Origin of the sequence: Rhizobium pisi, assembly GCF_003938655.1 — a bacterium.
GTDB classification, from domain to species: domain Bacteria; phylum Pseudomonadota; class Alphaproteobacteria; order Rhizobiales; family Rhizobiaceae; genus Rhizobium; species Rhizobium pisi.
In genome coordinates, this window is sequence record NZ_RJJT01000035.1 from 1 (window position 1) to 23,027 (window position 23,027).

Sequence of the window (23,027 nt, forward strand, 5' to 3'; positions counted from 1 at the left end):
TCGACCAGTTCGGCGACCGACTTGACCTTGACGCCGGCCTTGCGGCCCGACGGCTCCTCGGTCTTCAGCACCTTCAGCCGCGGCGTCGTGTCGACGCCGAAATCGGCCGGGCTCTTCTTGTCGAGCGGCTTCTTCTTCGCCTTCATGATGTTCGGCAGCGAGGCGTAGCGCGGCTCGTTCAGGCGCAGATCCGATGTGACCACCGCCGGCAGCTTGATCTCGATCGTCTGCAGGCCGCCGTCGACCTCGCGGGTCACGGTCGCCTTGCCATCGCCGATCTCGATCTTCGAGGCAAAGGTCGCCTGGGCGGCGCCCATCAGTGCCGCCAGCATCTGGCCGGTCTGGTTCGAGTCGTCGTCGATCGCCTGCTTGCCGACGATAACAAGCCCCGGCTGCTCGGCCTCGGCCACGCCCTTCAGGATCTTGGCAACCGCCAGCGGCTCGACCTGATCGTCGGTCTCAACCAGGATGGCGCGGTCGGCGCCCATGGCGAGTGCCGTGCGCAGCGTCTCCTCGGCCTTGGCAGGACCGATCGACACCACCACCACTTCCTCCGCCTTGCCGGCTTCCTTCAGCCGCAGCGCCTCTTCCACCGAGATCTCGTCGAACGGGTTCATCGACATCTTCACATTGGCAAGCTCAACACCCGTGCCATCCGGACGAACCCGGATCTTCACGTTGTAGTCGACAACCCGTTTGACTGGGACGAGAATCTTCATTTGCGAACCCCTTTATGTCTAGACTTTCCGGCCGTCAGTGCGGCCGGTCGGCGAGCAGTGCCCAGAAGGCGAAGAACGGCGTGTCGACCGATCTCATGGCATGTTTGATCCCAGGGATATTGTAGAACGATCCGCCGATTCCAGGCGAAAACCAGTCCCCCTCCCCCTGTCGAAACTCTCCCTCGGAAAGCACGAGATAGACTTCCTCCGGCGCATGGTCGTGATCGGGATAGCGCACGTGAGGCGCCATCAACGTCACGCCGAGCCACAGGTCGCTTCGCTCCTCCAATCCGCCCGGGCCGATGATCATCGCATTGGCATGCCCATCGACGAAATTGTCGCTGGCCGTGTGGTCATACTTGGTGCGCCGACGCCATTCAAGCATTGGCTCGATGCCTTTGAAGCCCTCGATCAATCGCGCCAGAGAAGCATAGGACGTATCGACCGAGAGCGCCATATCGAGGTCGGCGCAGACAGGCAAGCGGCTTCCTTCTCCTGCTCGCGCGGTCCCCGGACGTTCCAGCGCCGCAAAGAACTGACCGATCGAGCGGCGGGCTTCCGGGGCGGTGGCGAACTGACCGAAAGCCAGGGATGCCGCCTCCAGGAAATGCTGGAGGCTTTCATTGCGTAAACTCATCTCATCCCCTCCCGAGACGATCGACCGGCGACGCCGCTGCTGCGATCATAGATCCTTCGCGATGCGCAGACCGTCATAGATGGCGGCATGCGTGTTGCGCGCAGCGACGGCATCCCCGATGCGGAACAGCTGGAACCGGCCTTCGGGATTGCGAAGGATGGACTGGGGTTTCCCCGAAAGAAGCTCGTCGTGCGAGACCTCGCCGAGGTTGCTCGAACGGGGCTTCAACTCGAAATAGAGCTCGTCGAGCGGAATAGTTCCGTGGTTGACGACGATCTGGTCGAAGCTGCGCTGCTTGGCAACCCCGCCGTAATCGCTGCCGACATGGGCGACGAGCTGGTTGCCGCTCTTTTCGACGGCGTCCAGGCGATAGGTGACGGTAAAGGTCACGTCATGCTTCTGGAGGGAGCGCATGTAAGGCACGAGGTTCATGGCCATGACCTCCGGCGCGAAGGACCGGTCCGGCGTCATGATCTCGACCTTGGCGCCCGCCTTGGCGAGAAACTCCGCCGCCTGAAGCCCGGCGTGATCGCCGGCATCGTCGAAAACAAGCACGTTCGAACCCGGCTTCACGTCGCCGGAAATGATGTCCCATGAGGAGACCACCAGCTCGTTGCCGCTTGTCAGAACCTCCGTATGCGGCAAGCCGCCGGTCGCGATGATGACGACGTCGGGTTTCTCGGCTTCGATCGTGTCGGCTTCCGCCCAGGTGTTGAAGCGGAAGGTGACGCCGTATTTCTCGCACTGGTTCATGCGCCAGTCGATGATGCTGATCATTTCCCTGCGGCGCTCGCTCTGGGCGGTGAGCCGGATCTGGCCGCCGGGATTGTTGGCGGCTTCGAAGACGACGACCTCATGGCCACGCTCGCCGGCGACGCGCGCCGCCTCCAGGCCGGCCGGGCCGGCGCCGACGATGACGACTTTTTTCCTGGCGTCGGCCTTGGCCAGGATATGCGGCATGGTCAGTTCGCGGCCGGTGGCGGCATTGTGGATGCAATAGGCCGCGCCGCCCTGGTAGATGCGGTCGAGACAGTAGTTGGCGCCGACGCAGGGACGGATATCCTCCTCCCGCTTCTCCATGATCTTGCGCACGATATGCGGGTCGGTCATGTGGGCGCGGGTCATGCCGACCATGTCGACCTTGCCGGCCGCGATCGCGTGGCGCGCGGTGGCGACATCAGGAATCTTCGCCGCGTGGAATGTCGGGAAGTTGGTCGCGGCGCGGATTTCACCGGCAAAGTCCAGGTGCGGCGAGTTCGCCATGCCCTGGATCGGAATGACGTCGGTCAAACCTGGATCGGTATCGATGTGGCCGCGAATGACGTTCAGGTAGTCGATGAGGCCGCTGTCGCGCAGCCGCTTCGAAATCTCAATGCCTTCCGCCGGCCCGTTGCCGCCGGGCAGACATTCGTCCGCCGTGTAGCGCACACCGAGAATGAACTCGTCTCCCACTCTCTTGCGGATCGCCCTGAACACATCGAAACAGAAGCGCAGACGGTTTTCGAGCGCGCCGCCATAGGGACCGTCGAGCTCGTTGGTCAGCGGAGACGCGAATTGGTCGATCAGGTGGCCATAGGCCTCCAGCTCGATACCGTCCATGCCACCCGCCTTCATGCGTTCGGCCGCATCGGCGAAATCCCTGATGATGCGCTCGATGTCCCAATCTTCCACCTTCTTCGGAAAGGCGCGGTGCGAGGCTTCGCGGTGATGCGACGGGGCGACGACCGGCAGCCAGTCGCCCTTGTCCCAGCGGGTGCGCCGGCCGAGATGGGTCAGCTGGATCATGATCGCCGCACCTTCTTCGTGCACGGCGTCGGTCATTTCCCTGATCCAGGGCACGATCTCGTCCTTGTAGGCGAGCAGGTTGTTGAAAACAGGCGGGCTGTCCCTGGAAACCGCGGCCGAACCCGCTGTCATCGTCAAGGCCACGCCGCCCTTCGCCCGCTCCACTGTATAGGCGCGATACTTCTCCTTCGGCATGCCGTCCTCGGGATAGGCCGGCTCGTGGGACGTCACGATGATACGGTTACGCAGCGTCAGATGCTTGAGCTGGTAGGGTTGCAGGAGAGGGTCATTCGACATGGGCCGTGGTTCCGGATTAAAAACATCGGGGCAGACGCTAAGCGCAATGTACATATGTGTCAACGTTGAAAACAGTTAAGTCTTCAATATCGACACAGATGTACATTTTTCTTGTGCATCGCCTCACAATTTGATAGGAGATAAGCCCATGGACCAGGCTTTGAACGACACCGGTTGGCGCGGATCACAGGAGGGGTGGCTGGAAGCAGCCTACCAGTCACTGCTGGAATCCGGCGTGGATTCGGTAAAAATTCTACCGCTCGCCAAGAAGCTCAACCTCTCGCGAACGAGCTTCTACTGGTTCTTCAAGGATCGGGAAGAACTCCTGAGCGCCCTCGTGACGCGGTGGCGAGAGAAAAATACCGGCAACATCATCAAGCAATCCGAAGCCTATGCGGAATCGCTGGCCGAGGCGATGCTCAACGTCTTCGATTGCTGGCTCAGCACCGATCTATTCGATGCCAGGTTCGAATTCGCCGTGCGCAGCTGGGCGCTGCAGTCCGACGAGCTTCTCGCAGAGGTCCAGCAGGCGGATCAAATTCGGCTGGAAGCACTCAAGCGCATGTTCATGCGCTTCGGTTTACCAGAAACGACATCAGATGTCAGAGCCCGAACAACCTACCTCGTACAGATCGGATATATTTCCATGCAGTCGAAGGAGGATATCGCCGTCCGCATGAAACGGATTCCGGAATATATCGCGATCTACACGGGTGAAATACCACAGCAGAGGGAGCTTGACCGCTTCTTCTCCCGGCATGGCTATAGACCGGATGAGGGAAACCCGAGGTGAGCGCTCCTTTGAGAATTGGCATAATCGGTGGCAGTGGCTGGCTCGGCGGTGCAATCGCCGGCTCGATCCTCGATGCCGGCCTGATCAATTCTCAAGATCTCTCCCTCTCCTATCGCAGCGAACCGCCCTCCCGTTTCCCGAATTCCTTCTGGACCTCAGACAATCAGGAACTTGCCGACCGCTCGGACGTGATCCTTCTCTCTGTCCGTCCCGATGACTGGCGTCCCCTCGCGGTCGATGCCGGCGGCAAGCTCGTCATCTCGGTGATGGCCGGCATCCGTCTTGCCGCCCTTTCCGAGCGCCACAAGACCGGCCGCGTCGTCCGTGCTCTGCCGAATGCCGCCGCCGAAGTTGCGAAATCCTATACGCCCTGGATCGCCGCGCGTGACGTCACGCAAGACGACCGCGCTGTCGTCCGCGCCATTTTCGAAACCTGCGGAGCGCAAGACGAGGTCGCGGGGGAAAGCGACATCGACTACCTCACCGGCCTTTCCGGGTCCGGACCGGCATTCCCGGCGCTGCTTGCGGCCGCCATGATGCGCGACGCCGTTGCCCAAGGTCTGCCGGCGGAGATTGCGCGCCGCGCCGTCAACACGGTGATATCGGGCGCCGGCCGCTTGCTGGAGCGCCATGACGGATCTCCCGACGATGTCGTTCAAACCTTCCTCGGCTATCGCGGCACCACCGCGGCGGCCATCGAAGGCATGCGCGTTGCCGGGTTCGACGCTTCTGTCGCCGACGGACTGTCGGCGGCATTCAAGAAATCGGTAAGTATGGGAGAAGCTTCCTGACAACCGTTGGAGCGGGTTCTGCGGTGCCCCGTTCGACACAACAAGCCGCTAAGCAGAGGGAACGAGAATGAAGAAACTACTCGCAACGACGTGTCTGACGTTCGGCCTGATCGGCGGGGCGTCTTTCGCCAGCGCCGCCGAATGCGGCAGCGTGACCATCGCCAGCATGAACTGGCAGAGCGCCGAAGTTCTGTCCAACCTGGACAAGTTCATCCTGAACGAAGGTTATGGCTGCGAAGCCGATATCACCGTTGGCGATACCGTCCCCACCATTACGTCCATGGCCGAAAAGGGCCAGCCGGATATCGCGCCTGAAGCCTGGATCGACCTGCTGCCGGATGTCGTCAAGAAGGGCACGGACGAAGGCCGGATCGTTCAGGTCGGCTCGCCGCTGCCCGACGGCGGCGTGCAGGGCTGGTGGATTCCGAAATATCTCGCCGACGCCCATCCCGATATCAAGACCATCGGTGACGTGCTGAAGCATCCGGAACTCTTCCCCGATCCCGAGGATCCGAAGAAGGGCGCCATCTACAACGGCCCGCAGGGCTGGGGCGGCACCGTCGTCACCTCGCAGCTCTACAAGGCGTTCGGCGCCGACAAGGCCGGCTTCACCCTCGTCGACACCGGTTCGGCTGCTGGCCTCGACGGCTCGATCGCCAAGGCTTACGAACGCAAGGAAGGCTGGGCCGGCTATTACTGGGCGCCGACCGCGCTGCTCGGCAAATATGAGATGGTCAAGCTCGAAGCCGGCGTGGCGAACGATGCCGCCGAATGGAAGCGCTGCAACACCGTTGCCGACTGCCCCGACCCGAAGCCCAATGCATGGCCGGTCGATCACGTCGTCACCCTCGTTGCCAAGCCTTTCTCTGAAAAGGTCGGCCCTGAGGTCATGGACTACCTGAAGAAGCGCTCCTGGAGCAACGAAACGGTCAACAAGCTGATGGCCTGGATGACCGACAACCAGGCGACCGGCGAAGATGGCGCCAAACACTTCCTGCAGGAAAACAAGGACGTCTGGACCAAGTGGGTCTCGCCTGAGGCAGCCAAGAAGATCGAAGCTGCCCTCTAAAGCAAATATTGCGGTGCGCGAAAGCGCACCGCTTCTCGCTGCCGATAAAATCAAAAAGACTGCCACGGCTCTTTGAAGAAAAGGGGAACCGAATGGAATGGTTTTATAAATTCCCGCATATGAACGACGACGCGCTTCGAAATCTGAAGAAGGCGATCGATGACGGTTTTCGTGCCTTTACCCGCGCCTATGGCGACGGCATCGAAAATCTCTTCATCCCGCTCCAGCATTTCCTCATCGGCGCCGAACGTTTCATGACGCAGACGCCGTGGCCGATCATCACCCTGATCGTTCTGGTCATTGCCTGGTTTGCGAGCCGCAGCCTGAAGATCGTGGTCGGCTGTCTCGTGACACTGCTCCTGATCGGCTATTTCGACATGTGGGACGATACGATGCGGACGGTCTCGATGATCTTCGTCTGCACGGTTCTCTCCATTGCCATCGGCATCCCGATCGGCATCATGATGGCGCGCTCCGACCGGCTGCAGCGCATCGTCAATCCGATCCTCGACGTCATGCAGACCATGCCGAGTTTCGTCTACCTCATTCCCGTCGTAATGCTCTTGGGCATCGGCAAGGTGCCGGGACTGATCGCCGTCGTCATCTATGCCATCCCGCCGATGATCCGGCTGACCGACCTCGGCATCCGCCTGGTCGACAAGGACGTGCTCGAGGCGGCAGACGCCTTCGGGACGTCGAGGTCGCAGAAGCTGTTCAAGGTACAGCTGCCGCTCGCCCTTCCCACTATCATGGCCGGCATCAACCAGACGATCATGATGGCGCTCGCCATGGTGGTCATTGCCTCGATGATCGGTGTCCAGGGCCTTGGCCAGCCGGTGCTGAAGGCGATCGCCAACCAGTATTTCACGCTTGGCATTTTCAACGGGCTTGCCATCGTCGGCATCGCCATCATCTTCGACCGGGTCAGCCAGGCGTATGGCAAAAGGCTCCAGAAGCATCGGGAGACCGTCCATGGCTGACCATCGTTTCGGCGGCATCAAGATCCGCAATCTCTACAAGATCTTCGGTCCCAACCCCTCCGCCTATGTCGACGCGGTTCAGAAAGGCCTGACGAAGACCGAACTCAACGCAAAGCACGGCCACGTGCTCGGCCTCAGGGATATCAATGTCGAGATCCCTTCCGGCCGCATCCAGGTCATCATGGGCCTTTCGGGATCGGGCAAATCGACGCTCATCCGTCACATCAATCGCCTGATCGATCCGACGGCGGGCGAAGTTCTGGTCGACGGCGTCGATGTCGTGAAGATGAACGAGACCGAACTGCGGACATTCCGCCGGCAGCAGACGGCAATGGTGTTCCAGAAATTCGCGCTGCTGCCGCACCGGAATGTCCTCGACAACACCATCTTCGGCCTCGAAGTGCAGGGCATGGAGCGTGCGAAAGCGGTCGACGTCGCCATGGGCTGGATCGAGCGCGTGGGGCTCAAAGGTTTCGAACAGAAATATCCGAACCAGCTTTCCGGCGGCATGCAGCAGCGTGTCGGCCTGGCGCGCGCCCTTTCCAACGATGCGCCGGTGCTCTTGATGGACGAGGCCTATTCGGCACTCGACCCCTTGATCCGCACGGATATGCAGACGGTCCTGCTCGACATCCAGAAGGAGATCAAGAAAACGATCGTCTTCATCACCCACGACCTCGACGAGGCCCTGCGCCTCGGCGACCAGATCGCCATCCTGCGCGACGGCGAAGTCATCCAGCAGGGCACCAGCCAGGATATCGTTCTGCGTCCGGCGGATGATTACATCGCCAACTTCGTCAAGGAGGTCAATCGCGGCCGGGTCATCCATGTCGAAGCCGTCATGACGCCGGTGCACGCCGGTGCGGCACCGATCGGACTGGCGATTGCGGCGGGAACGACGGTCGAAGAGGCCGTCCGGATGATGGCATCTGCGCCGGAGGGCAATGCCAAGGTGGTGTCCCCGTCCGGGGAAACGCTGGGTCTCGTCACTTTCCGCCAGCTTGCAAGCGCAATGGTGAACTCGAAAGAGATGGCAGCTCGACACGATAGCCCCCTTTCGGTCGCGCTCTGAAGCAATAGGCAGCGGCGAGGCGGAATGCCGCCTGGCCTACAGTGCCCGCAGCGCATCTTTCGGGACGCGCTGCGGGCACTGCAGTTTTGAATTCCTGCGCCACATCTGAAAACGTTTCCTTGGAATCGCGATGGTGCAGGTGCTTTCCGGCGCAGTGCCTGAATCGAATTCTTCCTTCGTCCCGAACGCGTGATTCAAGATTTTTGCCCGGTTTTCACAGGTCAGCCCCCGGAACAAAAGGCTTCACGGGAGTTCCCTGTGTACAATTTGCGCAAGATCGATCCGGTCTGCGTCACGAAACACAGATCCGCGGACAATATCGCGCCACGACAATTGCTCCATGGCTGCGAAACAATAAGATGACATTCGACCCGGACCATGATGGTCTGCGGTCCCGAAGCAAAGCCCATCCATCGTCACCCCATTGGGATGGAAGGGACTCTATCCATACGCGCTCCATCCCGTGCGTATGCTTGCCTGTCTGCCTGCCGGAGGCCCTCTCAGCGGTCCACTAGAACCTTCGGCAGGCAACCGCGCCCACCAATGCCGCGCTTGAGCCTGCGTCGCCCCCAAGCGAACAGAGATAAATAGCTTCGATTGAGGCTATCGTCTCATCCTGAGACCATATCGAAACCATCCGCCCGGCTCTCCCCAATCACCTCGACCTCTGTCAGTTTCCTGCCGCCTCGCTGGGAAAAATCTCCCCGGGAACGGGTCGGCTTTCTGACAATTCCGCCTGAGCCTGAATCAACTGGCGCGCCGCCGACACGCGGCATGCCGCGCAAAGGGACAGAGGTTTGGCGATCACGACATGCGGAAAATCAAAGACATTAAGGTGCAATGAGCGATTTGAATGATCGCGACGCGCTCTGGCCCCAAATTCCACCAGCTCAACCAGGGCCTGCTGCATTTCGGGCTCTGATCGGCTAATATCCTCATCTGGCTTCGTCCGCCACGCCTCTGCCGGGCGCTGGGGGCAACGGAGGATAGCGAGCAATGTGCGAAGCAAAAAGAGGGACGTAAATCACTGAATTCGGCCTAAGCGCCGAACCGGTATCTGCGAGCGGACAAAGATGCAAGCCGACGCAGCCGCATTCGATGGGAGCAGCATGTCAGAAAACAATACGCCGCAATTCTCGTTTCGATTTCGCGGTTCATCCTTCGACAATATGGTCGAAACCCTGGGAGGCGCGTTTGGCGCATTTGATGCCGCGCCTGTCGGCCGCGCCGAGAACTTCCGCTGGGGGCTGGATATTTCCGCGGGCAGCAGCGCGGTCATGCTCACCGGTTATCACGAGGCGGAGTTTCAGTTCAATATCGAGCCGACCGTCGATACGGCGGAGTATTTGTCGTTTGTGGTGCCGCGCAGCGGCGGCATGGCCGTCACCTATGGGGACCGCATCGCCGAGGCCGGACAGGGAAAATTGCTTCTCTATAACAATTTCGAGCCGGACAGCGTCATCATGTACGGGCAGTCGAATGTCATAGACGAATTGCTGATCAATTGGTCCGTCATCCTCCAGACCATCGGTCAAACCTTCGAAATACCGTTCAGCGGATCTCTCGACCTGCTGCCCGAACTGGATCTGTCGACGCCCGTCGGCCAGACGATCGGCAACCTGACGGAAACGATCATGTCAGGCATGCGTGACGACGGCCCGCTTTTGCAATCGCCGATCGCCATGGCGCATATGACGCAGGCGCTGGCCGATCTGGTGGTGCGCCTGCTGCCCCACAAGCTGTCGCATTTCCTGGAGACGGGGCCGGCCCTGATCGCTCCCCGGCATGTGCGCAAGGCGATCGAATTCATGCATGCCAATATCGATCAGCCGATTACCATGCCGAAGGTCGCCGAAGCGGCTGGCGTTTCCAGCCGGGCGCTCGAAACCGGCTTTCGCGCGTTTCGGGGGACGTCTCCGGCCGTCTATCTGCTGACGCTTCGACTGCGCGCGGCGCGCCAGGACCTGCTCAATCCCGAGAGCAGGGAGACCATGAAAGCGATCTGTCTCAAATGGGGCTTCTTTCATTTCGGCCGGTTTTCCGCAGTCTACAAGTCGACATACGGGGAATATCCTTCCGACACCCGCAAACGCGTCGGCCAACGATAACGGCCGCGGTTTCCCTATGACGGCGGCGTCTCGTCCCGCGGCGGGAGTGCATAGTGCACCCTCATTGTCCTCGCATCCCGCCTGACGATCTCAAGCACACCGTCGCGTTCCGCCAGCGCATTGAGTTCGCGCAGCACGAGGGAATGTGCGATCCCCAGCATGCGCGCAAAGGAGCGGCTGTCATTTGCAATCCCGAGCTCGGCGGCGACGAGGAGACCGGCTTGGATGGATGTCAGCCTAATATCCCTCTCCCGTGCGACCGCAACGAGGGCGAGAAATCGGTCGACGTCGGAGACCTCTTCGCTCACGCGGCGTTTCGCCGGCGGAAGGACACCATGATCGATTTGGAGGTGGGCGTATCGCTCTCCTTGCCGGCGCTGCCAAGCGGCACGAGCACGTTCAGCTCGGGATAATAGCCCGCGATGCTGCCCCTCGGAATGTCGTAGGGCACGAAGCGGAAATCCCGCGCGATGCGCTCGATGCCGTCATCATGCTCGCCGATCACGTCGACCCGTTCACCGGCTCCAGCATTCATCGTCTTCAGGTCTTCAGGATGGATGAAGATGACCTGCCGCTCGCCATAGACGCCGCGGTACCGGTCGTCGAGGCCGTAGACCGTCGTATTATACTGATCGTGCGAGCGGAACGTCTGCAGCGCAAAACGCCCCTCGCCTTTCCGCGCACGCTGATGCACCGTCTCCTCGGGAAGCGGCCCGGAAGAGAACGATGCCTTGCCCGCCGGCGTCTGCCACTCCCGATGGGCGGCCGCGTTGCGGAGATGGAAACCGCGCGGCTTGCGCAGGCGTTTGTTATAGTCTTCGAAGCCTGGAATGGTCGCCTCGATATGATCGCGGATGCGGTCGTAGTCGCCGGCAAGCTCTGCCCAGTCGACCACGGCGGAGCCGACCGCAGCTTCCGCGATGCCGGCGATGATGGCGACTTCCGAGAGAAGATGCGGCGAAGCCGGACGGTTGATGCCGGCGGAGCCATGCACCATGCTCATCGAATCCTCGACGCTCACCAGCTGCGAGCCGCCGGCCGCATCGCGGTCCATCTCGGTGCGGCCCAGGCATGGCAGGATGAAAGACGCCTCGCCCGGCATGAGATGCGAATGGTTGGGCTTGGTTGCGATGTGGACCGTCAGCTTCAGCCGCCGAAGCGCCTTTTCGACCAGCGCGCTGTCGGGCGTGGCACGCGCGAAATTGCCGCCGAGGCCGATGAAGGCTTCGGCCGAGCCATCGAGCATCGCTCCGATCGCGGCTAGGACGTTGTGGCCATGGCGGCGGGGGACGGCGAAGCCGAAGTGTTTCTCCAGCGCATCGAGAAAATCCTCCGGCGGCTGTTCGTTGATGCCGACGGTGCGATCGCCCTGAACATTGGAATGGCCGCGAACCGGGCAGAGGCCGGCACCCGGCCTGCCGATATTGCCGCGCAGAAACATGAAGTTGGCGATTTCTCGGATCGTCGCCACCGAATCCAGGTGCTGGGTGACGCCCATCGCCCAGGTGCAGATCACCCGTTCGGCCTTGATATAGACCTCGGCCGCCCGCTCGATCTGCTCGCGCCTCAGTCCCGACTGGTCCTCGATCTCTGCCCAGCTGGTCGCCTCGACCGCGGCGCGATATTCCTGAAAACCCGCGCAATGTGCGGAGAGGAAGGCATGGTCGAGAACGGGCGGCAGGCCGGCGGCGACCGCAGCATCCTCTGCGGCCAGGACGGCCTTCGCCATTCCGCGCACGGCGGCCATGTCGCCGCCGAGCTGCGGTTGCAGATAATGGCTGGCAATGTCGGTCGAACCGCCGCGCATCATCTCGATCTTGTCCTGCGGGTCGGAGAAGCGCTCCAGGCCGCGCTCGCGAATGGGATTGAAGACGACGACGCGGGCGCCGCGGATCGCCGCGCGGCGCAGGTCGCCGAGCATTCGCGGATGGTTTGTGCCCGGGTTCTGGCCGATCACGAAGATCGCATCGGCCTCTTCGAAATCCTCCAGAAGCACGGTGCCCTTGCCGACGCCGACGGCCTGACGCATGGCGATGCCGCTCGCCTCATGGCACATGTTGGAGCAATCGGGAAAATTGTTGGTGCCAAAGATGCGCACGAACAGCTGATAGAGGAAGGCGGCCTCGTTGCTTGCCCGGCCCGAAGTGTAGAATTCCGCCCGATCGGGATTGTCGAGGCCTTTCAAAATGCCGCCGATCTCGGCAAAGGCATCCTCCCACGAAACCGGCAGGTAACGGTCGCTCGCCCCGTCATAGCGCATCGGATGCGTGAGGCGGCCATTAAGTTCCAGCTCGTAATCGGTCAGCTGGCGAAGCTGCGAGACCGTGTTTGCCTCAAAAAAGGCGGGCGTCGCCCGTTTCTCCGTCGCCTCCCACGCGACAGCCTTCACACCGTTCTCGCAGAATTCGAACGACGATCCGTGTTCCGGATCGCCCCAGGCGCAGCCCGGGCAATCGAAGCCATCAGGCTGGTTCGCCTTCAGCATGGTTCGAGCCCCTGATAGAGGCATGCCGCTTTGAAGCAACTGCTTGCCGCAGCTCTTCAACGCGCCCCAGCCGCCGGCTGCCGCCGATTTCTTGCCAATGAATTTTGTGTCCATGCGCCCTGTATTGTCGAAGCGCGGAAAACATCAAGCCTGCAGGAACGATGGTTCGATAGAAAAAACCTATCGATGCGGGCGGATGACCGTCTTCGCCGGGGATTTCGATCTAGCCGACGTCCTTCATGCTATGCCTTTCGTCCGGCGAATGGGCGAGAATCCGGTTGCGGCCTTGCGTCTTGGCGTCGTAGAGCGCGGCATCGGCCTCGGTTAGGAGGCGGGTCGGGTTGACCCGCAAGGTGGCTCCCGTAGCGCAGGAAATGCCGATGCTGGCCGTGACCCGTCCGAATTCGCTGCCGGAATGAACGATATTTTCCTGGGCCAGGCGACGGGCGAATTGCTCCGCGACAATCATCGCTCCTTTCGCACTGGTTGCGGGGAGCAGAACCACGAATTCCTCTCCGCCGTAGCGCGCGACAATGTCTGCCGGCCGGCTGACGGACTGGTGCAGGCACTTGCTGACGATACGCAGACATTGGTCTCCGACGGGATGGCCATAGGTATCGTTATAGGCCTTGAAGCGGTCGATATCGATCATGAGAAGGCTGAAGGGCGTGTTCTTCCTGGCGCTGCCGGCGGTCTCGCGGGCGAAAGCCTCGTCGAAAGCGCGGCGGTTGGCCATACCCGTCAATCCATCGGTCTCGGCAAGATTCCTCAGTTGCTCCGCCGATAGCCTGAGCGCGATTTCCGCCTCCTTCGTCGCCGTGATGTCCGAAACGACGGCCATTGCCGCACCGTCTTCGGCAAGCCTCGTCCGGATGCTGCGCCAGTCGCCGTTATGAAGCTGAACTTCCTCATCCTTATTGGTGTGCAACGAGGCGCTGGCGGCCTTGATCCACTCCTCGCGATCCTCCGGGATGCCGGCCCGCTCCTCCGTTTCAGCGACCCGGCGAAGAATATCGCTGATATGCGCGCCGACCACACGGGCATCTCCGGAGAGCGGAAACGCGCTGCGATACTGCTCGTTGCAGAAGATCAGGAAACCCCTTTTGTCGTACATGGCGATGCCGTCGGACATGCCGGCCATCGCATGCGACAACAGGTTCTTGCTTTCGCGCAATTCCCGCTCCAGCGCAGCACGCTCTGTCACATCACGTGTCACGCCGGCAAGGCCGATCACCCGGCCCTGCTTGTCTCGCAGCGGCACCTTGGAGGCGAGCAAGGCTCTGCCTTCGATAAGTTCGGGGCAGTCGATCAGAGGCTCGCCTGTCTCCATCACTTGCTGCTCGCGATGATACAACTCCTCAGCGAGCGGCCGCGACATGAGATTGAAATCCGACAATCCCGTCATCTCCGCCGTCGTCCGGAAACGGTAGAGACGGATCATGTTTTCATTGACGGTGATGAAGCGGCTGTTTCGATCCTTCACATAGAGATAGTCGGGCGACTGCGAAAATGCGGTCACCAAGATGCTGCGTTCCAGCTGCCATTGCTGCATCTTCAGGAGAACGAAACCGCACAGTATCGTCGCCAGGCAATTCAGTGCCGTCAGGGGAAAACCGATGCCGGCCAGCACATCGGCACTCGCCAGGGTGGGAAGCAGCGTCATCGATGCGACGATCACGCCGGCAAGAGCAATGCTCAGCAGCACAACGTCCGTGAACCTGGGCGATCTCTTGCGAATCCAGAAATGGGCAATCAAGCCGATGGCTGTCGCGGCAGCCATCGAGACGATAGCGTCAGGCATTACCGCGCCCCCGACGGCAAAACGGAAAGCTCCCGCCAGCGCAACCGCAAAGGCCGCCGCAATCGGCCCGCCGAACATACCCGCCAGCGCAAGCGGCGAGAAGCGCAGATCGATATAGATGCCGGGATGGAATTCGACGGCCAGCAATATCGAGCCGATAGAGGCGCCACCGGCGATGATTCCGAACGCGATTTTTTGCTGCAGGAGCGAATGACGCTGAAACTGCGTCGAAAAATGCGCCCAGAGCGATATTGCCAAGCATACGAAGGAAAGATTGCCACCGAATTGCGTCCAGATGCCATTCACCACGTGGATCCACCTTCCAAGACTTGTAACGAACTGATCATAGGGCAACACTGGTTTGAGCTTAGTTAAATCGAAGGCCCAGCGGCCTGTATTTGCTCGCAGACATTGTCTCTTCCTGAACCATCGACTGCCCCGAAAGTTGTGCGCCTGCGCTTTCCCGATGCAGTCTGAGCGAAATCTCGTAGGGCGGCGCGGGTTTTCCGACCAGGAAACCCTGAAGCTGATCGCAGCCGCAGTCTCGCAATATCTCCATCTGCCACTGGTTCTCGATGCCCTCGGCCGTGACAGGAATCCCGAGTGCGGTCGCCAGGGCGATGGTCGCGCGCAGAACGCCGACGCCGCTGTCGTTCTCCCCGACGCCGGAGACCAGCGAGCGGTCGATCTTCACGCGGTCGAACCCGAACTGCCGCAAAGCGCCGATGCTGGCATAGCCGCAACCGAAATCATCGAGCGCGAACTTGATGCCCACGCGCCTGAGCTGATCGATGGAGCGGCGAGCCTGATCGGGGCTCGTCATCAGCACGCCTTCGGTTATTTCAAGCGTCAGGCGGGTGGCATCGAAACAGGACTCCTCCAGGATTGCTGTCACCTGGGCTGCAAAATCCGGATTACAGAGCTGGACCGGCGAGACATTGACCGACAGGGAAAGGCCCGGCCAGTTCCTGGCATGCTCGATCGACCTCCGCAGCATATGCGCGCCCAGCGCATCGATGAGGCCGGATTTTTCGGCGAGCGGAACAAAAACTTCAGGGCTGATGTTTCCGGCCGGGCTGCGCCAGCGCGCCAGGGCCTCGAGGCCGATAATGGCGCCCGTCGCAGCCGAAACGAGCGGTTGAAAGGCAGGTTCGATCACGCCATTGCTGATCGCGCTTCGCAATCCGCCTTCCAGCTCCGCGCCGCGCTGGCGCTCGCGATCGAATTCCGGATCATATGCGACGACCTGGCTCTTGCCATTTTCCTTGGCGCGGCAAAGGGCCATGCCGGCCCGGCGCAGCAACTCCAGGGGCGTGATATCGTTGGCTCGAACCGCAACGCCGATGCTCGCCCTGACCTCGATCGTCCGGCCGCCGATCTTGAACGGCTCGGCAAAGAGCCCGAGGATTGCGTTCTCCATCCCGCTTCCCGCAGCCGAGCCAAGACGCACCAGCGCGAACTCGTCGCCGCCCAGCCTGGCCGCCGCAAGGATTTGCCGGTGGCACGCTTGGAGAGCGTTGGCGACAATATTGATGAGCTCATCTCCAACCGCATGGCCCCAGGCATCGTTGACGGCTTTGAATCCGTCGAGATTGATCACGTAGAGCGACACGTCAGGCGCTACGCTATCGACATGTTCCAGGGCCTCGAGGAGGCCATGCCTGTTGAGCAGGCCGCTCAGACAGTCATGGCTTGCGACGAAACGCGCGGCCTCGGCCTGTCGGCGCAGGCGCTGCGTCTCGAACATGCCGGCCAATAGGGCGGCCATCAGGAAAAACATGAGAATGCCGACGGAGGCGGCGATATAGGGATAGACCTCTTCGAAGACGGCGTTTCCGGGCGCCTTGCTCGGCCAGACGAGGTAGGCGATGGCGCCGCCGTTCATGTCGGTGATCGCAATGCTGAGCAGCCCGGGCTCCGGTGTCGATTGTAGCAGCAACCCATCCAGCCCGTACTCTTGCGAGAGCGTATCGATAGCCTCCGGCGTCAACTCCTTCGAGAACGTCAGGACACTGGGTCTTGGAAGCCCTTTGGCGGCGTTGAAGGGTTGGATCGCCTGGGATGCCGCAAGCGCGACGCCGGTCTTCGTCTTGAAGAAATTGATCAGCGGCGCCGAATGCGGGCTGGCGGCGGCTTCGATCTGCCTGTCGAAGGCTTTCCCGAAATATTCACGTGGCTCGAACGGTTTGCCTTTCGAAAAGGCGGAAATGGCATTGCCGCCCGGGCCGATCACGATCGCGGCGTCATAGAGCGGATAATCGGCTGAAGTCTTGCCCCAGTTCTCATAGGCCCAGTCGGCGAACGTGGAGGAACCGACGGTCGCATAGGCGTCGTCCCAAATGGCATTGTCCTTGACGGTCGCTCCCAGCCTGCTTGCAAACGCATCGAGAGCGGCATGCGCTGCGCGATTGGCGCGCGCATCGTCGATTTCATTTGCCGACCGCGTCATCGTCATGACGACATGTGTCTCAAGGCCGGTCAGCAGGAATGCCACGGCCAGAAAGCAGGCGGTCGCCGCAGCAATGGGGGAGATATGGGCGCGAACACGCCCTGCCAGAGTGGACCACATGAGACGTACGCAAACCGGGATGGAAAGATCATGCCCAAGGACGGCAGAAGACATCATGTCCGCAACGCGCTGCAGTCCAGCCGCTAACATCCGCTGCCATAAGGCATGCTTAACAAGCGCGCCCTCTGCTCGGGGATAGGCGCTCCCGTGACGCAATTGTGCGCCGTTCGGATAGTTTTGCGCAAACGGACCACTTCCTCTCCACGGCTTGCAGCGACGCCGATATCGACGGCGCGGTCAATGCCGCCATCTTCAGCACATTCATGGACCAAGGTCAGATCTGCATGTCGACGGAGTGGATCATCGTCGACGAGGCGATCGCTGATGAGTTCCTCGCCAAGCTGGCGGCCCGCGCCAGCCAGTTGCCAGCCGGCGATCCCCGCGGCCATGTCGTGCTCGGCTCGTTGATCAGCCGCGACGCGGCGAAGAAAATGGAGGCGCTGATCGCCGATGCCACGGCTGCGCTGGATCACAGCGGAGGATTCCGCCCGGCATTATCCGTTCTGACGGCGCAGGGCATCACCGGCGCCGCTACGGCCACTGCTGTCGTGGCGCTGCCTTTTACGCAGTTTTGCCGGAATCGTTCTGGGGACCATCCAGCGCGTCGGCAAGCTTCACCCAGAGATCATGGGCTGGCGAGGGGATGGGGCGCGAACCCTCGTCGGAAATCCGAAGTCCGAAGGAAACCTCGTTCGATTTGGAAGTCGTCAGCATCTGGCGAAATTTTGCAGCCTTGTCCGCGAACTGGTCGCCCCCCTGTTCCCCCAGTACCGCGCGGAATGTTGCTACGGCGAGATTGAAGTTCCTCTGGAGCTGCCCGAACGCGCCACGGTGTTTCTCCCGCATGCTTCCATGGAGATCTCCCTGGGCAAGAGCGGCTGTCGCCTGGTTGAAATCGGAAAGGTTATCGTCGATCGACACGATCAGTTCGTTGAGGATGGCCGCCGAACGGCGAAGATCCGGATCGGCGTAATCGGTATTCATTCGCCGCGCCACGTCCCCGCCAATGACGGCGGTGACCAACCCCGCCATCTCGGCGCAGAAGCGGGCCTTCTGATCGTGTAGATCGGCTATCGGGCCGTTCGCTCTCTCGACCATGCGCGCGCAGCCCTAGCGTGAAACGCCGTTGCCGCAAAACCCGCGGCCGAGCACAAGCGCATAAATGCTATGAACCATATCCTATTCCCGTCTGCCTGCTGACCAATCCTGCCACTGCCACACAAGCCGGCATCGTCCGGTGACAAGAGCGACCCCATCCAAGGCGGCAGCGCTTAAGAAAGTCCTTCGGCGCCTCGACGGTCGGATTTTTTGCGCGCAAAACGGATAGCATCTACGCATTTCGATCAGGGCGGCGGCATTCTGACTTCGAGGGGATTGATGTCGGGGGATGTAGGGAGGCAGGAAGATGAGTCCGGCCCCTGTCTTTCGGATAGCCCGGCGCACAGCCTGGCCTTTATGGCTGCCGAGATTGTCGAGGACGACGATGTCGCCCGGCGACGGAGGCTAAACTCTTTCGAGAAATTGCCGCCATTTCAAAACGTTGCTGATGCATTAGAGCGGTTAGTGGCCGATAATCGCTCCCGCGAATCTCAGATTAAATGCCAAACGACATGAGCCCCGTTCTGCGAACGAGCATGAAGTGGCGCGAACGTTTCAGTGTGCGACGCCTGGTTCCTCGCGTGCCCTCACGATGGCGTCCGCTTCCTTGCCGTATAGCTCCTCGAAGTGATCGAAGGTCTTGGAAAAATAACCAATGCCCTGCGTCGCCGAGCGCAGCGCCCGCGCCAGATCGTCAAGGGCGCTGCCCGGAATGAGTGCCCGGAAGATGTCCCATCCCTTAGCGGTTTCATCCCGGTCGAAGCCGAGAACCTGACCCTTGAGAGCGGAGACGATCTGGACGAGGCTACCGGAATAGATCGACGGAATGTGAATTTCGCTGCGGAAGACCGGTTGCATTAAAACGGCCGACCCTTCGGAAAGCGCCTGTCGCACTCCCATTTTCGACGCAGTCCGGAAGGCGTGTTCCGAACTGTCGACGGCATGGTACTGACCATCGTACAGCGTTACGCCGACATCGATGACCTGGAAGCCTAGCGGCCCTTTCTCCATCGCTTCGCGCGCGCCTGCTTCGACAGCAGGGATGTAGTTGCGCGGAACGACGCCACCCTTGACGGTTTCGCTAAAGGTGAAGCCCCGGCCCCGCTCATTAGGGCGAATGCTCAGCTTCACATCCGCGAACTGTCCGGCACCGCCGGTCTGTTTGCGGTGACGGTAATGAACCTCAGATGGTTTCGCAATTGTCTCGCGGTAGATCGGGCTGGGCGTTCGATCGGTTACGTGGATGTGAAACACGTCGGAGAGGGTTCGGCAGAGATCGCGCAGATGAACCGGCCCCTGAGCGCAGACGAGCTGGGCGCCGGTGCTTTCCTCCTGCAAGACCGTTAGGCCGCGATCCGTCTCGGAAAGTTTTGCCAGCGTTTCGGAGAGCTTGTTTTCATCGCGCTCGCTGCCTGGGACTAGGATCCTTTCAAGCATCGGCGTGGGTGGCTCCGTCCATTCAGGCGGGGCGACCACCGCGTCTGATGTCAACAGCGAAGGGACGGGCAAATGGTCGGACTTGACCGTCGCAAACACATCCCCCGACGCAGGCACAACCGCCGAACTGGACCGCCCGTTTGCGAGATGCTGTACGGCGCCGAGGCTGGAGCCGCCCAGTGATGCGCCCTGCCGCAGTCCCTCGCCAAGCGCGCGCACGAGCACTGTCTTACCGACATTCTGGCGATGATAGGCATGGAAGCTCACGGCGGTCAGCTTGTTTTCATCGACACTGCCCGCCCGAGCCAGGCGCTGTCGAAGAACCCCCACCGGCGGCGCCTCGTGGCGCAGCGCCTTCATCAGCCTCATCATGCCGTTGCCGTGACTTGCGGCACCGATCAGGACTGGAATAATCCTGTTTTCCCTGAGAACCCGCGATGAAATGGCATAGAGCGCGTCGCTGGGCGGCTCGCGATCTTCGATCAGTTCCTCGAGAAGCCAGTCATCGAATTCGGACAGGTGTTCCAGGAGCGCGCTGCGCGCTTCGTGCTCGCGCTCGGCGGCGCTTTCGGGGATTGCGATCAGCGCCGAAGTCTGGCCCTCCCGGTAGCGCCACGCCCGCTCCGAAATCAGATCGCAACTGCCTATGATCCTGTCCCCCTCACGGATCGGGATCTGGCGAAGCAAGAGCGTGTGGTTGGCGTAGTCTTGAAGCGCGGCGATCACGTCCCTCAGCCGCCCTCTCGGTTCGTCCATCCGGTTGACGAAGAGGATGCACGGCGTCTCCGAGGCCTCGATTACCCGCAGATAGGGCGCGGCGAGCACAGCCTCCTCGGGTGCCGATGAAACACACAGGATGCAGGCGTCGCTGGCAAGAAGCGCGTGCTGTGCATGCGCCAACGCTTCGTTGGGTCCTGGCGCATCCAGCGCACACCACGCCTCGTTTCCAAAGGTGAATTCTGTGAGGTTCAATCCATAAGGGGAGCTGGATTTTCTCGGCGCCCCCTCCAGCGAGCCGAGCTTTTCCACGACTGTTGATTTTCCGGTCTGCGAGGGTCCAAGCACGGTAAAGCAGCGCATCGGCATTCCTCCAACTGCCATAAACACAATTTTCAGCCATCATAGGATGCCCTGAACCGCGGCAAGGCGCCAGAGGTGTTCGGTTTCACAACGCTTTGACCTGGACTTGCATTTGAGGCTGATGTCGTCTTGCATTCAATCATGAGATTCTGTCTGCAACGGTTTCAAGAGGAAACCTACCGGGGCAAATTACCGGACGCTACCAGCAGGGATCGTTTGAGATACAATTTGCTGCTGCCCTCCGACTTCGACTGCAAATGAACAATAGATTTCGTCAGGCACCCGCGAGACAGCCTCGGAAATTTTCAGTTTTTGATAATGGTCAGCTGTATTTTGTCCCGCATTTCTATTTCGAAAATAGATCTCGTTTTGCGAAAGCTCGCCGTGGCTGCGGCGGAGCTGCGGTGTGAGGGCCGCCCTCTCCCGCATCAAAAATTTCCGGGAACCTTTTTGGCCGAGCTGCATCCAATGCCCGCCGCCAAAGACGTGGCAGCGCCGCTGCCGGCAGGCATTCCCTTTGCAAAGGAGACAGATCATGTTGAAACGAATTCTCGGCGCAACCTTCATAGTGGCGTCGCTCGGCACGGCTTCGATCGCCGCCGACGCCAAGCCGACCGATCCTCAGATCGCCCACATCGCCTATACAGCAGGGCAGATCGATGTCACCGCCGCCGAGCAGGCGCTGAAAAAGAGCAAGAATGCCGAGGAGGTCGACTTCGCCAAGACCATGGAACGCGACCACAAGGCCGTCAACGACCAGGCGCTTGCTCTCGTCAAGAAGCTGAAGGTAACGCCGGAGGACAATGCCGTCAGCCAGTCCTTGTCGACGCAGGCAAGCAAGGAACTGACGACGCTCGCCGCACTCGACGGCGCGGCGTTCGACAAGGCCTATATCGAAAACGAGGTCACCTACCACAAGTTGGTAAACGACGCTCTGGCCAAGGTGCTGATCCCTTCGGCTCAGAACAAGGAACTGAAATCGCTGCTGGAAACGGGCCTGACCCTGTTCAAGGAGCACCAGATGCATGCCGAGCATCTCGCTTCGATGATCAAGTAGGTCGCGATGGGATCGCTGACGAAACGGCTGCCGCTTTTGTTCGCGCTGTTTTGGGCAGGCAGCGGAGTTGCCGCAGCGGCGGAATATCAGATCACCATCGCTGGCATGAAATTCGGCGCGCCGCCGGCCAAGCCGCATGTCGGCGATGTGATCGTCTGGCGAAACGATGATATATTCCGGCACACGGCAACGGCGCGCGACAAGAGCTTCGATATCGACCTGCCGCCGAAATCGGAGGGACGGATGACGATCAGCCGAGCGGGAGCGGTCGATTTCTATTGCCGCTTTCATCCCGCCATGACGGGCAAACTGGACGTCCAGCCATAGGGCCGGACTCCTGCAAAAATGAGGCAAGCAGGCGGAGGTTTCCATGGCAGCCACTCCGGTTCCGGTCGAACGACACCGGCAGCACTTATCGACACTCTCCGACGCCGAACTCGTGCCGCTTGCGAAGATGGGCGAAGAGCCCGCTATCCGCGCCATCATCCAACGTCACAACCAGCGCCTGTTCCGCACGGCCCGCGCCGTCATCCGCAGCGATTGGGAAGCGGAAGATATTGTGCAGGCAGCCTATGTGAAAGCCTTTACCAATCTCGCGATCTTCCGCGGTGAGGCCGAGCTTTCGACATGGCTGACCCGGATTACGCTCAACGAGGCGCTGGGCCGCGTGCGGAGCCGAAAGAACACGACCGGGCTTGAGGAAATCGACATGCAGACGACGTCGCCGGGCGGCGAAGTACTCCAGTTTCCATCTTCGCTTTCGGCAACCGACCCGGAAACCGAGCTGTCACGAAGCCAGGCGCGGCACTTTCTCGAACATGCGGTCGACGACCTTCCGGATGATTTTCGCGCCGTCTTCGTGCTGCGGGATGTCGAGGGCATGAGCACCGACGAGACCGCGTCCTATCTCGGCATCAAGCCCGAGACAGCCAAAACCCGGCTGCATCGGGCGCGGAAGATGATGCGCCAGTCGATCGAAAAACAGCTTTCCGGCGCATTCTCGGCCCTCTTCCCCTTCGACGGCGCCCGCTGTGCTGCCATGGCCGATCGCGTCATCGTCACCCTTCGTCAGACGCCGTAATGATTACGCCATCCCGCGGGACCTGCTCGATGTCTTGTCCTGAACTGAGCGGTGAAACCAGCTTCGAGGTGAGGATCTTGCGGCGGCGTCAGGCTGGGAACGACCTCGCCATAATGCGCTTCACAAAACGATTTGCCGTGACGTGGCTCTGGCTCATCTCTGCAATGT

General features: G+C 60.9%; 20 protein-coding genes and 2 pseudogenes. 10 read left to right on the forward strand and 12 right to left on the reverse strand.

The window, feature by feature from the left end; genetic code table 11:
• The 3 genes from EFD55_RS30615 to EFD55_RS30625 form a co-directional block, all read right to left on the reverse strand.
• The coding region (locus tag EFD55_RS30615) for an electron transfer flavoprotein subunit beta/FixA family protein (protein WP_148102916.1) at positions 1 to 719 on the reverse strand (719 nt) is incomplete at its 3' end.
• Between the two features lie 34 nt (positions 720 to 753).
• Positions 754 to 1,356, reverse strand: coding sequence for a dimethylsulfoniopropionate lyase (locus tag EFD55_RS30620; RefSeq protein WP_125850556.1), 603 nt, complete (start codon positions 1,354 to 1,356; stop codon positions 754 to 756).
• Between the two features lie 45 nt (positions 1,357 to 1,401).
• Complete coding sequence (locus EFD55_RS30625; RefSeq protein WP_125850558.1) at positions 1,402 to 3,438, reverse strand: NADH:flavin oxidoreductase; 2,037 nt, start codon at positions 3,436 to 3,438, stop codon at positions 1,402 to 1,404.
• 148 nt (positions 3,439 to 3,586) lie between these two features.
• On the opposite strand from EFD55_RS30625, the gene EFD55_RS30630 reads away from it, so the two are divergent.
• The 5 genes from EFD55_RS30630 (at position 3,587) to EFD55_RS30650 (ending at position 8,143) form a co-directional block, all read left to right on the forward strand.
• Positions 3,587 to 4,231 carry a TetR/AcrR family transcriptional regulator gene (locus EFD55_RS30630; protein ID WP_125850561.1) on the forward strand — a complete coding sequence of 215 codons (645 nt, stop codon included), beginning with the start codon at positions 3,587 to 3,589 and terminating at the stop codon, positions 4,229 to 4,231.
• Positions 4,228 to 5,022 carry a pyrroline-5-carboxylate reductase family protein gene (locus EFD55_RS30635; RefSeq protein WP_125850563.1) on the forward strand — a complete coding sequence of 265 codons (795 nt, stop codon included), beginning with the start codon at positions 4,228 to 4,230 and terminating at the stop codon, positions 5,020 to 5,022. Before EFD55_RS30630 ends, EFD55_RS30635 begins: the two co-directional genes overlap by 4 nt.
• 67 nt (positions 5,023 to 5,089) lie before the next feature.
• Positions 5,090 to 6,091, forward strand: a complete 1,002-nt coding sequence (locus tag EFD55_RS30640; RefSeq protein WP_125850565.1) for an ABC transporter substrate-binding protein — start codon at positions 5,090 to 5,092, stop codon at positions 6,089 to 6,091.
• 92 nt (positions 6,092 to 6,183) lie between these two features.
• Positions 6,184 to 7,071: an ABC transporter permease gene (locus EFD55_RS30645; RefSeq protein ID WP_125850567.1), complete on the forward strand. Its 888-nt coding sequence runs from the start codon at positions 6,184 to 6,186 to the stop codon at positions 7,069 to 7,071.
• The gene (locus tag EFD55_RS30650; RefSeq protein WP_125850569.1) at positions 7,064 to 8,143 is read left to right on the forward strand and encodes a quaternary amine ABC transporter ATP-binding protein; all 1,080 of its coding nucleotides are present in this window, start codon (positions 7,064 to 7,066) and stop codon (positions 8,141 to 8,143) included. The genes EFD55_RS30645 and EFD55_RS30650 overlap by 8 nt, the downstream gene beginning before the upstream one ends.
• A 670-nt stretch (positions 8,144 to 8,813) precedes the next feature.
• Here EFD55_RS30650 and EFD55_RS30655 read toward each other — a convergent pair.
• Positions 8,814 to 9,053 carry a hypothetical protein gene (locus EFD55_RS30655; RefSeq protein ID WP_125850570.1) on the reverse strand — a complete coding sequence of 80 codons (240 nt, stop codon included), beginning with the start codon at positions 9,051 to 9,053 and terminating at the stop codon, positions 8,814 to 8,816.
• A 199-nt stretch (positions 9,054 to 9,252) separates the two neighbouring features.
• On the opposite strand from EFD55_RS30655, the gene EFD55_RS30660 reads away from it, so the two are divergent.
• Positions 9,253 to 10,251 (forward strand): AraC family transcriptional regulator, encoded by a 999-nt coding sequence (locus EFD55_RS30660; RefSeq protein ID WP_125850572.1) that lies wholly within the window; start codon positions 9,253 to 9,255, stop codon positions 10,249 to 10,251.
• Positions 10,252 to 10,265: 14 nt separating this feature from the next.
• Here EFD55_RS30660 and EFD55_RS30665 read toward each other — a convergent pair whose 3' ends face one another.
• The 4 genes from EFD55_RS30665 to EFD55_RS30680 all read right to left on the reverse strand — a co-directional run bounded on the left by EFD55_RS30665 (position 10,266) and on the right by EFD55_RS30680 (position 17,106).
• Positions 10,266 to 10,559, reverse strand: a complete 294-nt coding sequence (locus tag EFD55_RS30665; protein WP_125850574.1) for a hypothetical protein — start codon at positions 10,557 to 10,559, stop codon at positions 10,266 to 10,268.
• Positions 10,556 to 12,850, reverse strand: coding sequence for an FdhF/YdeP family oxidoreductase (locus tag EFD55_RS30670; RefSeq protein WP_125850576.1), 2,295 nt, complete (start codon positions 12,848 to 12,850; stop codon positions 10,556 to 10,558). Before EFD55_RS30670 ends, EFD55_RS30665 begins: the two co-directional genes overlap by 4 nt.
• A gap of 109 nt (positions 12,851 to 12,959) precedes the next feature.
• Complete coding sequence (locus tag EFD55_RS30675) at positions 12,960 to 14,843, reverse strand: diguanylate cyclase (protein ID WP_125850652.1); 1,884 nt, start codon at positions 14,841 to 14,843, stop codon at positions 12,960 to 12,962.
• 61 nt (positions 14,844 to 14,904) lie between these two features.
• The gene (locus EFD55_RS30680) at positions 14,905 to 17,106 is read right to left on the reverse strand and encodes a bifunctional diguanylate cyclase/phosphodiesterase (RefSeq protein WP_125850578.1); all 2,202 of its coding nucleotides are present in this window, start codon (positions 17,104 to 17,106) and stop codon (positions 14,905 to 14,907) included.
• 215 nt (positions 17,107 to 17,321) lie between these two features.
• Between EFD55_RS30680 and EFD55_RS30685 the strand changes: the two are divergent.
• A pseudogene (locus EFD55_RS30685) lies at positions 17,322 to 17,567 on the forward strand (aldehyde dehydrogenase family protein); the annotation flags it as partial.
• Positions 17,568 to 17,667: 100 nt separating this feature from the next.
• Here EFD55_RS30685 and EFD55_RS30690 read toward each other — a convergent pair.
• From EFD55_RS30690 to EFD55_RS30705, 4 genes and pseudogenes are all read right to left on the reverse strand, one after another.
• A complete protein-coding gene (locus tag EFD55_RS30690; RefSeq protein ID WP_125850581.1) occupies positions 17,668 to 18,204 on the reverse strand; it encodes a methyl-accepting chemotaxis protein in 537 nt (178 codons plus the stop codon).
• A 266-nt stretch (positions 18,205 to 18,470) separates the two neighbouring features.
• Positions 18,471 to 18,600 (reverse strand): annotated as a pseudogene (locus tag EFD55_RS30695) (transposase); the annotation flags it as partial.
• 159 nt (positions 18,601 to 18,759) lie between these two features.
• Entirely contained in the window at positions 18,760 to 20,721 is a 1,962-nt protein-coding gene (locus EFD55_RS30700; RefSeq protein WP_125850583.1) for an elongation factor G, read from the reverse strand.
• 189 nt (positions 20,722 to 20,910) lie between these two features.
• Positions 20,911 to 21,186, reverse strand: a complete 276-nt coding sequence (locus EFD55_RS30705; RefSeq protein WP_125850585.1) for a hypothetical protein — start codon at positions 21,184 to 21,186, stop codon at positions 20,911 to 20,913.
• Positions 21,187 to 21,256: 70 nt separating this feature from the next.
• Here EFD55_RS30705 and EFD55_RS30710 point away from each other — a divergent pair, with 70 nt between their 5' ends.
• The 3 genes from EFD55_RS30710 to EFD55_RS30720 are packed head-to-tail and all read left to right on the forward strand — an operon-like array spanning position 21,257 to position 22,859.
• Complete coding sequence (locus EFD55_RS30710; RefSeq protein WP_125850587.1) at positions 21,257 to 21,778, forward strand: DUF4142 domain-containing protein; 522 nt, start codon at positions 21,257 to 21,259, stop codon at positions 21,776 to 21,778.
• Between the two features lie 6 nt (positions 21,779 to 21,784).
• The gene (locus tag EFD55_RS30715; protein ID WP_125850589.1) at positions 21,785 to 22,105 is read left to right on the forward strand and encodes a cupredoxin domain-containing protein; all 321 of its coding nucleotides are present in this window, start codon (positions 21,785 to 21,787) and stop codon (positions 22,103 to 22,105) included.
• A gap of 43 nt (positions 22,106 to 22,148) precedes the next feature.
• Complete coding sequence (locus EFD55_RS30720; RefSeq protein WP_125850591.1) at positions 22,149 to 22,859, forward strand: RNA polymerase sigma factor; 711 nt, start codon at positions 22,149 to 22,151, stop codon at positions 22,857 to 22,859.
• Positions 22,860 to 23,027: the final 168 nt, after the last annotated feature.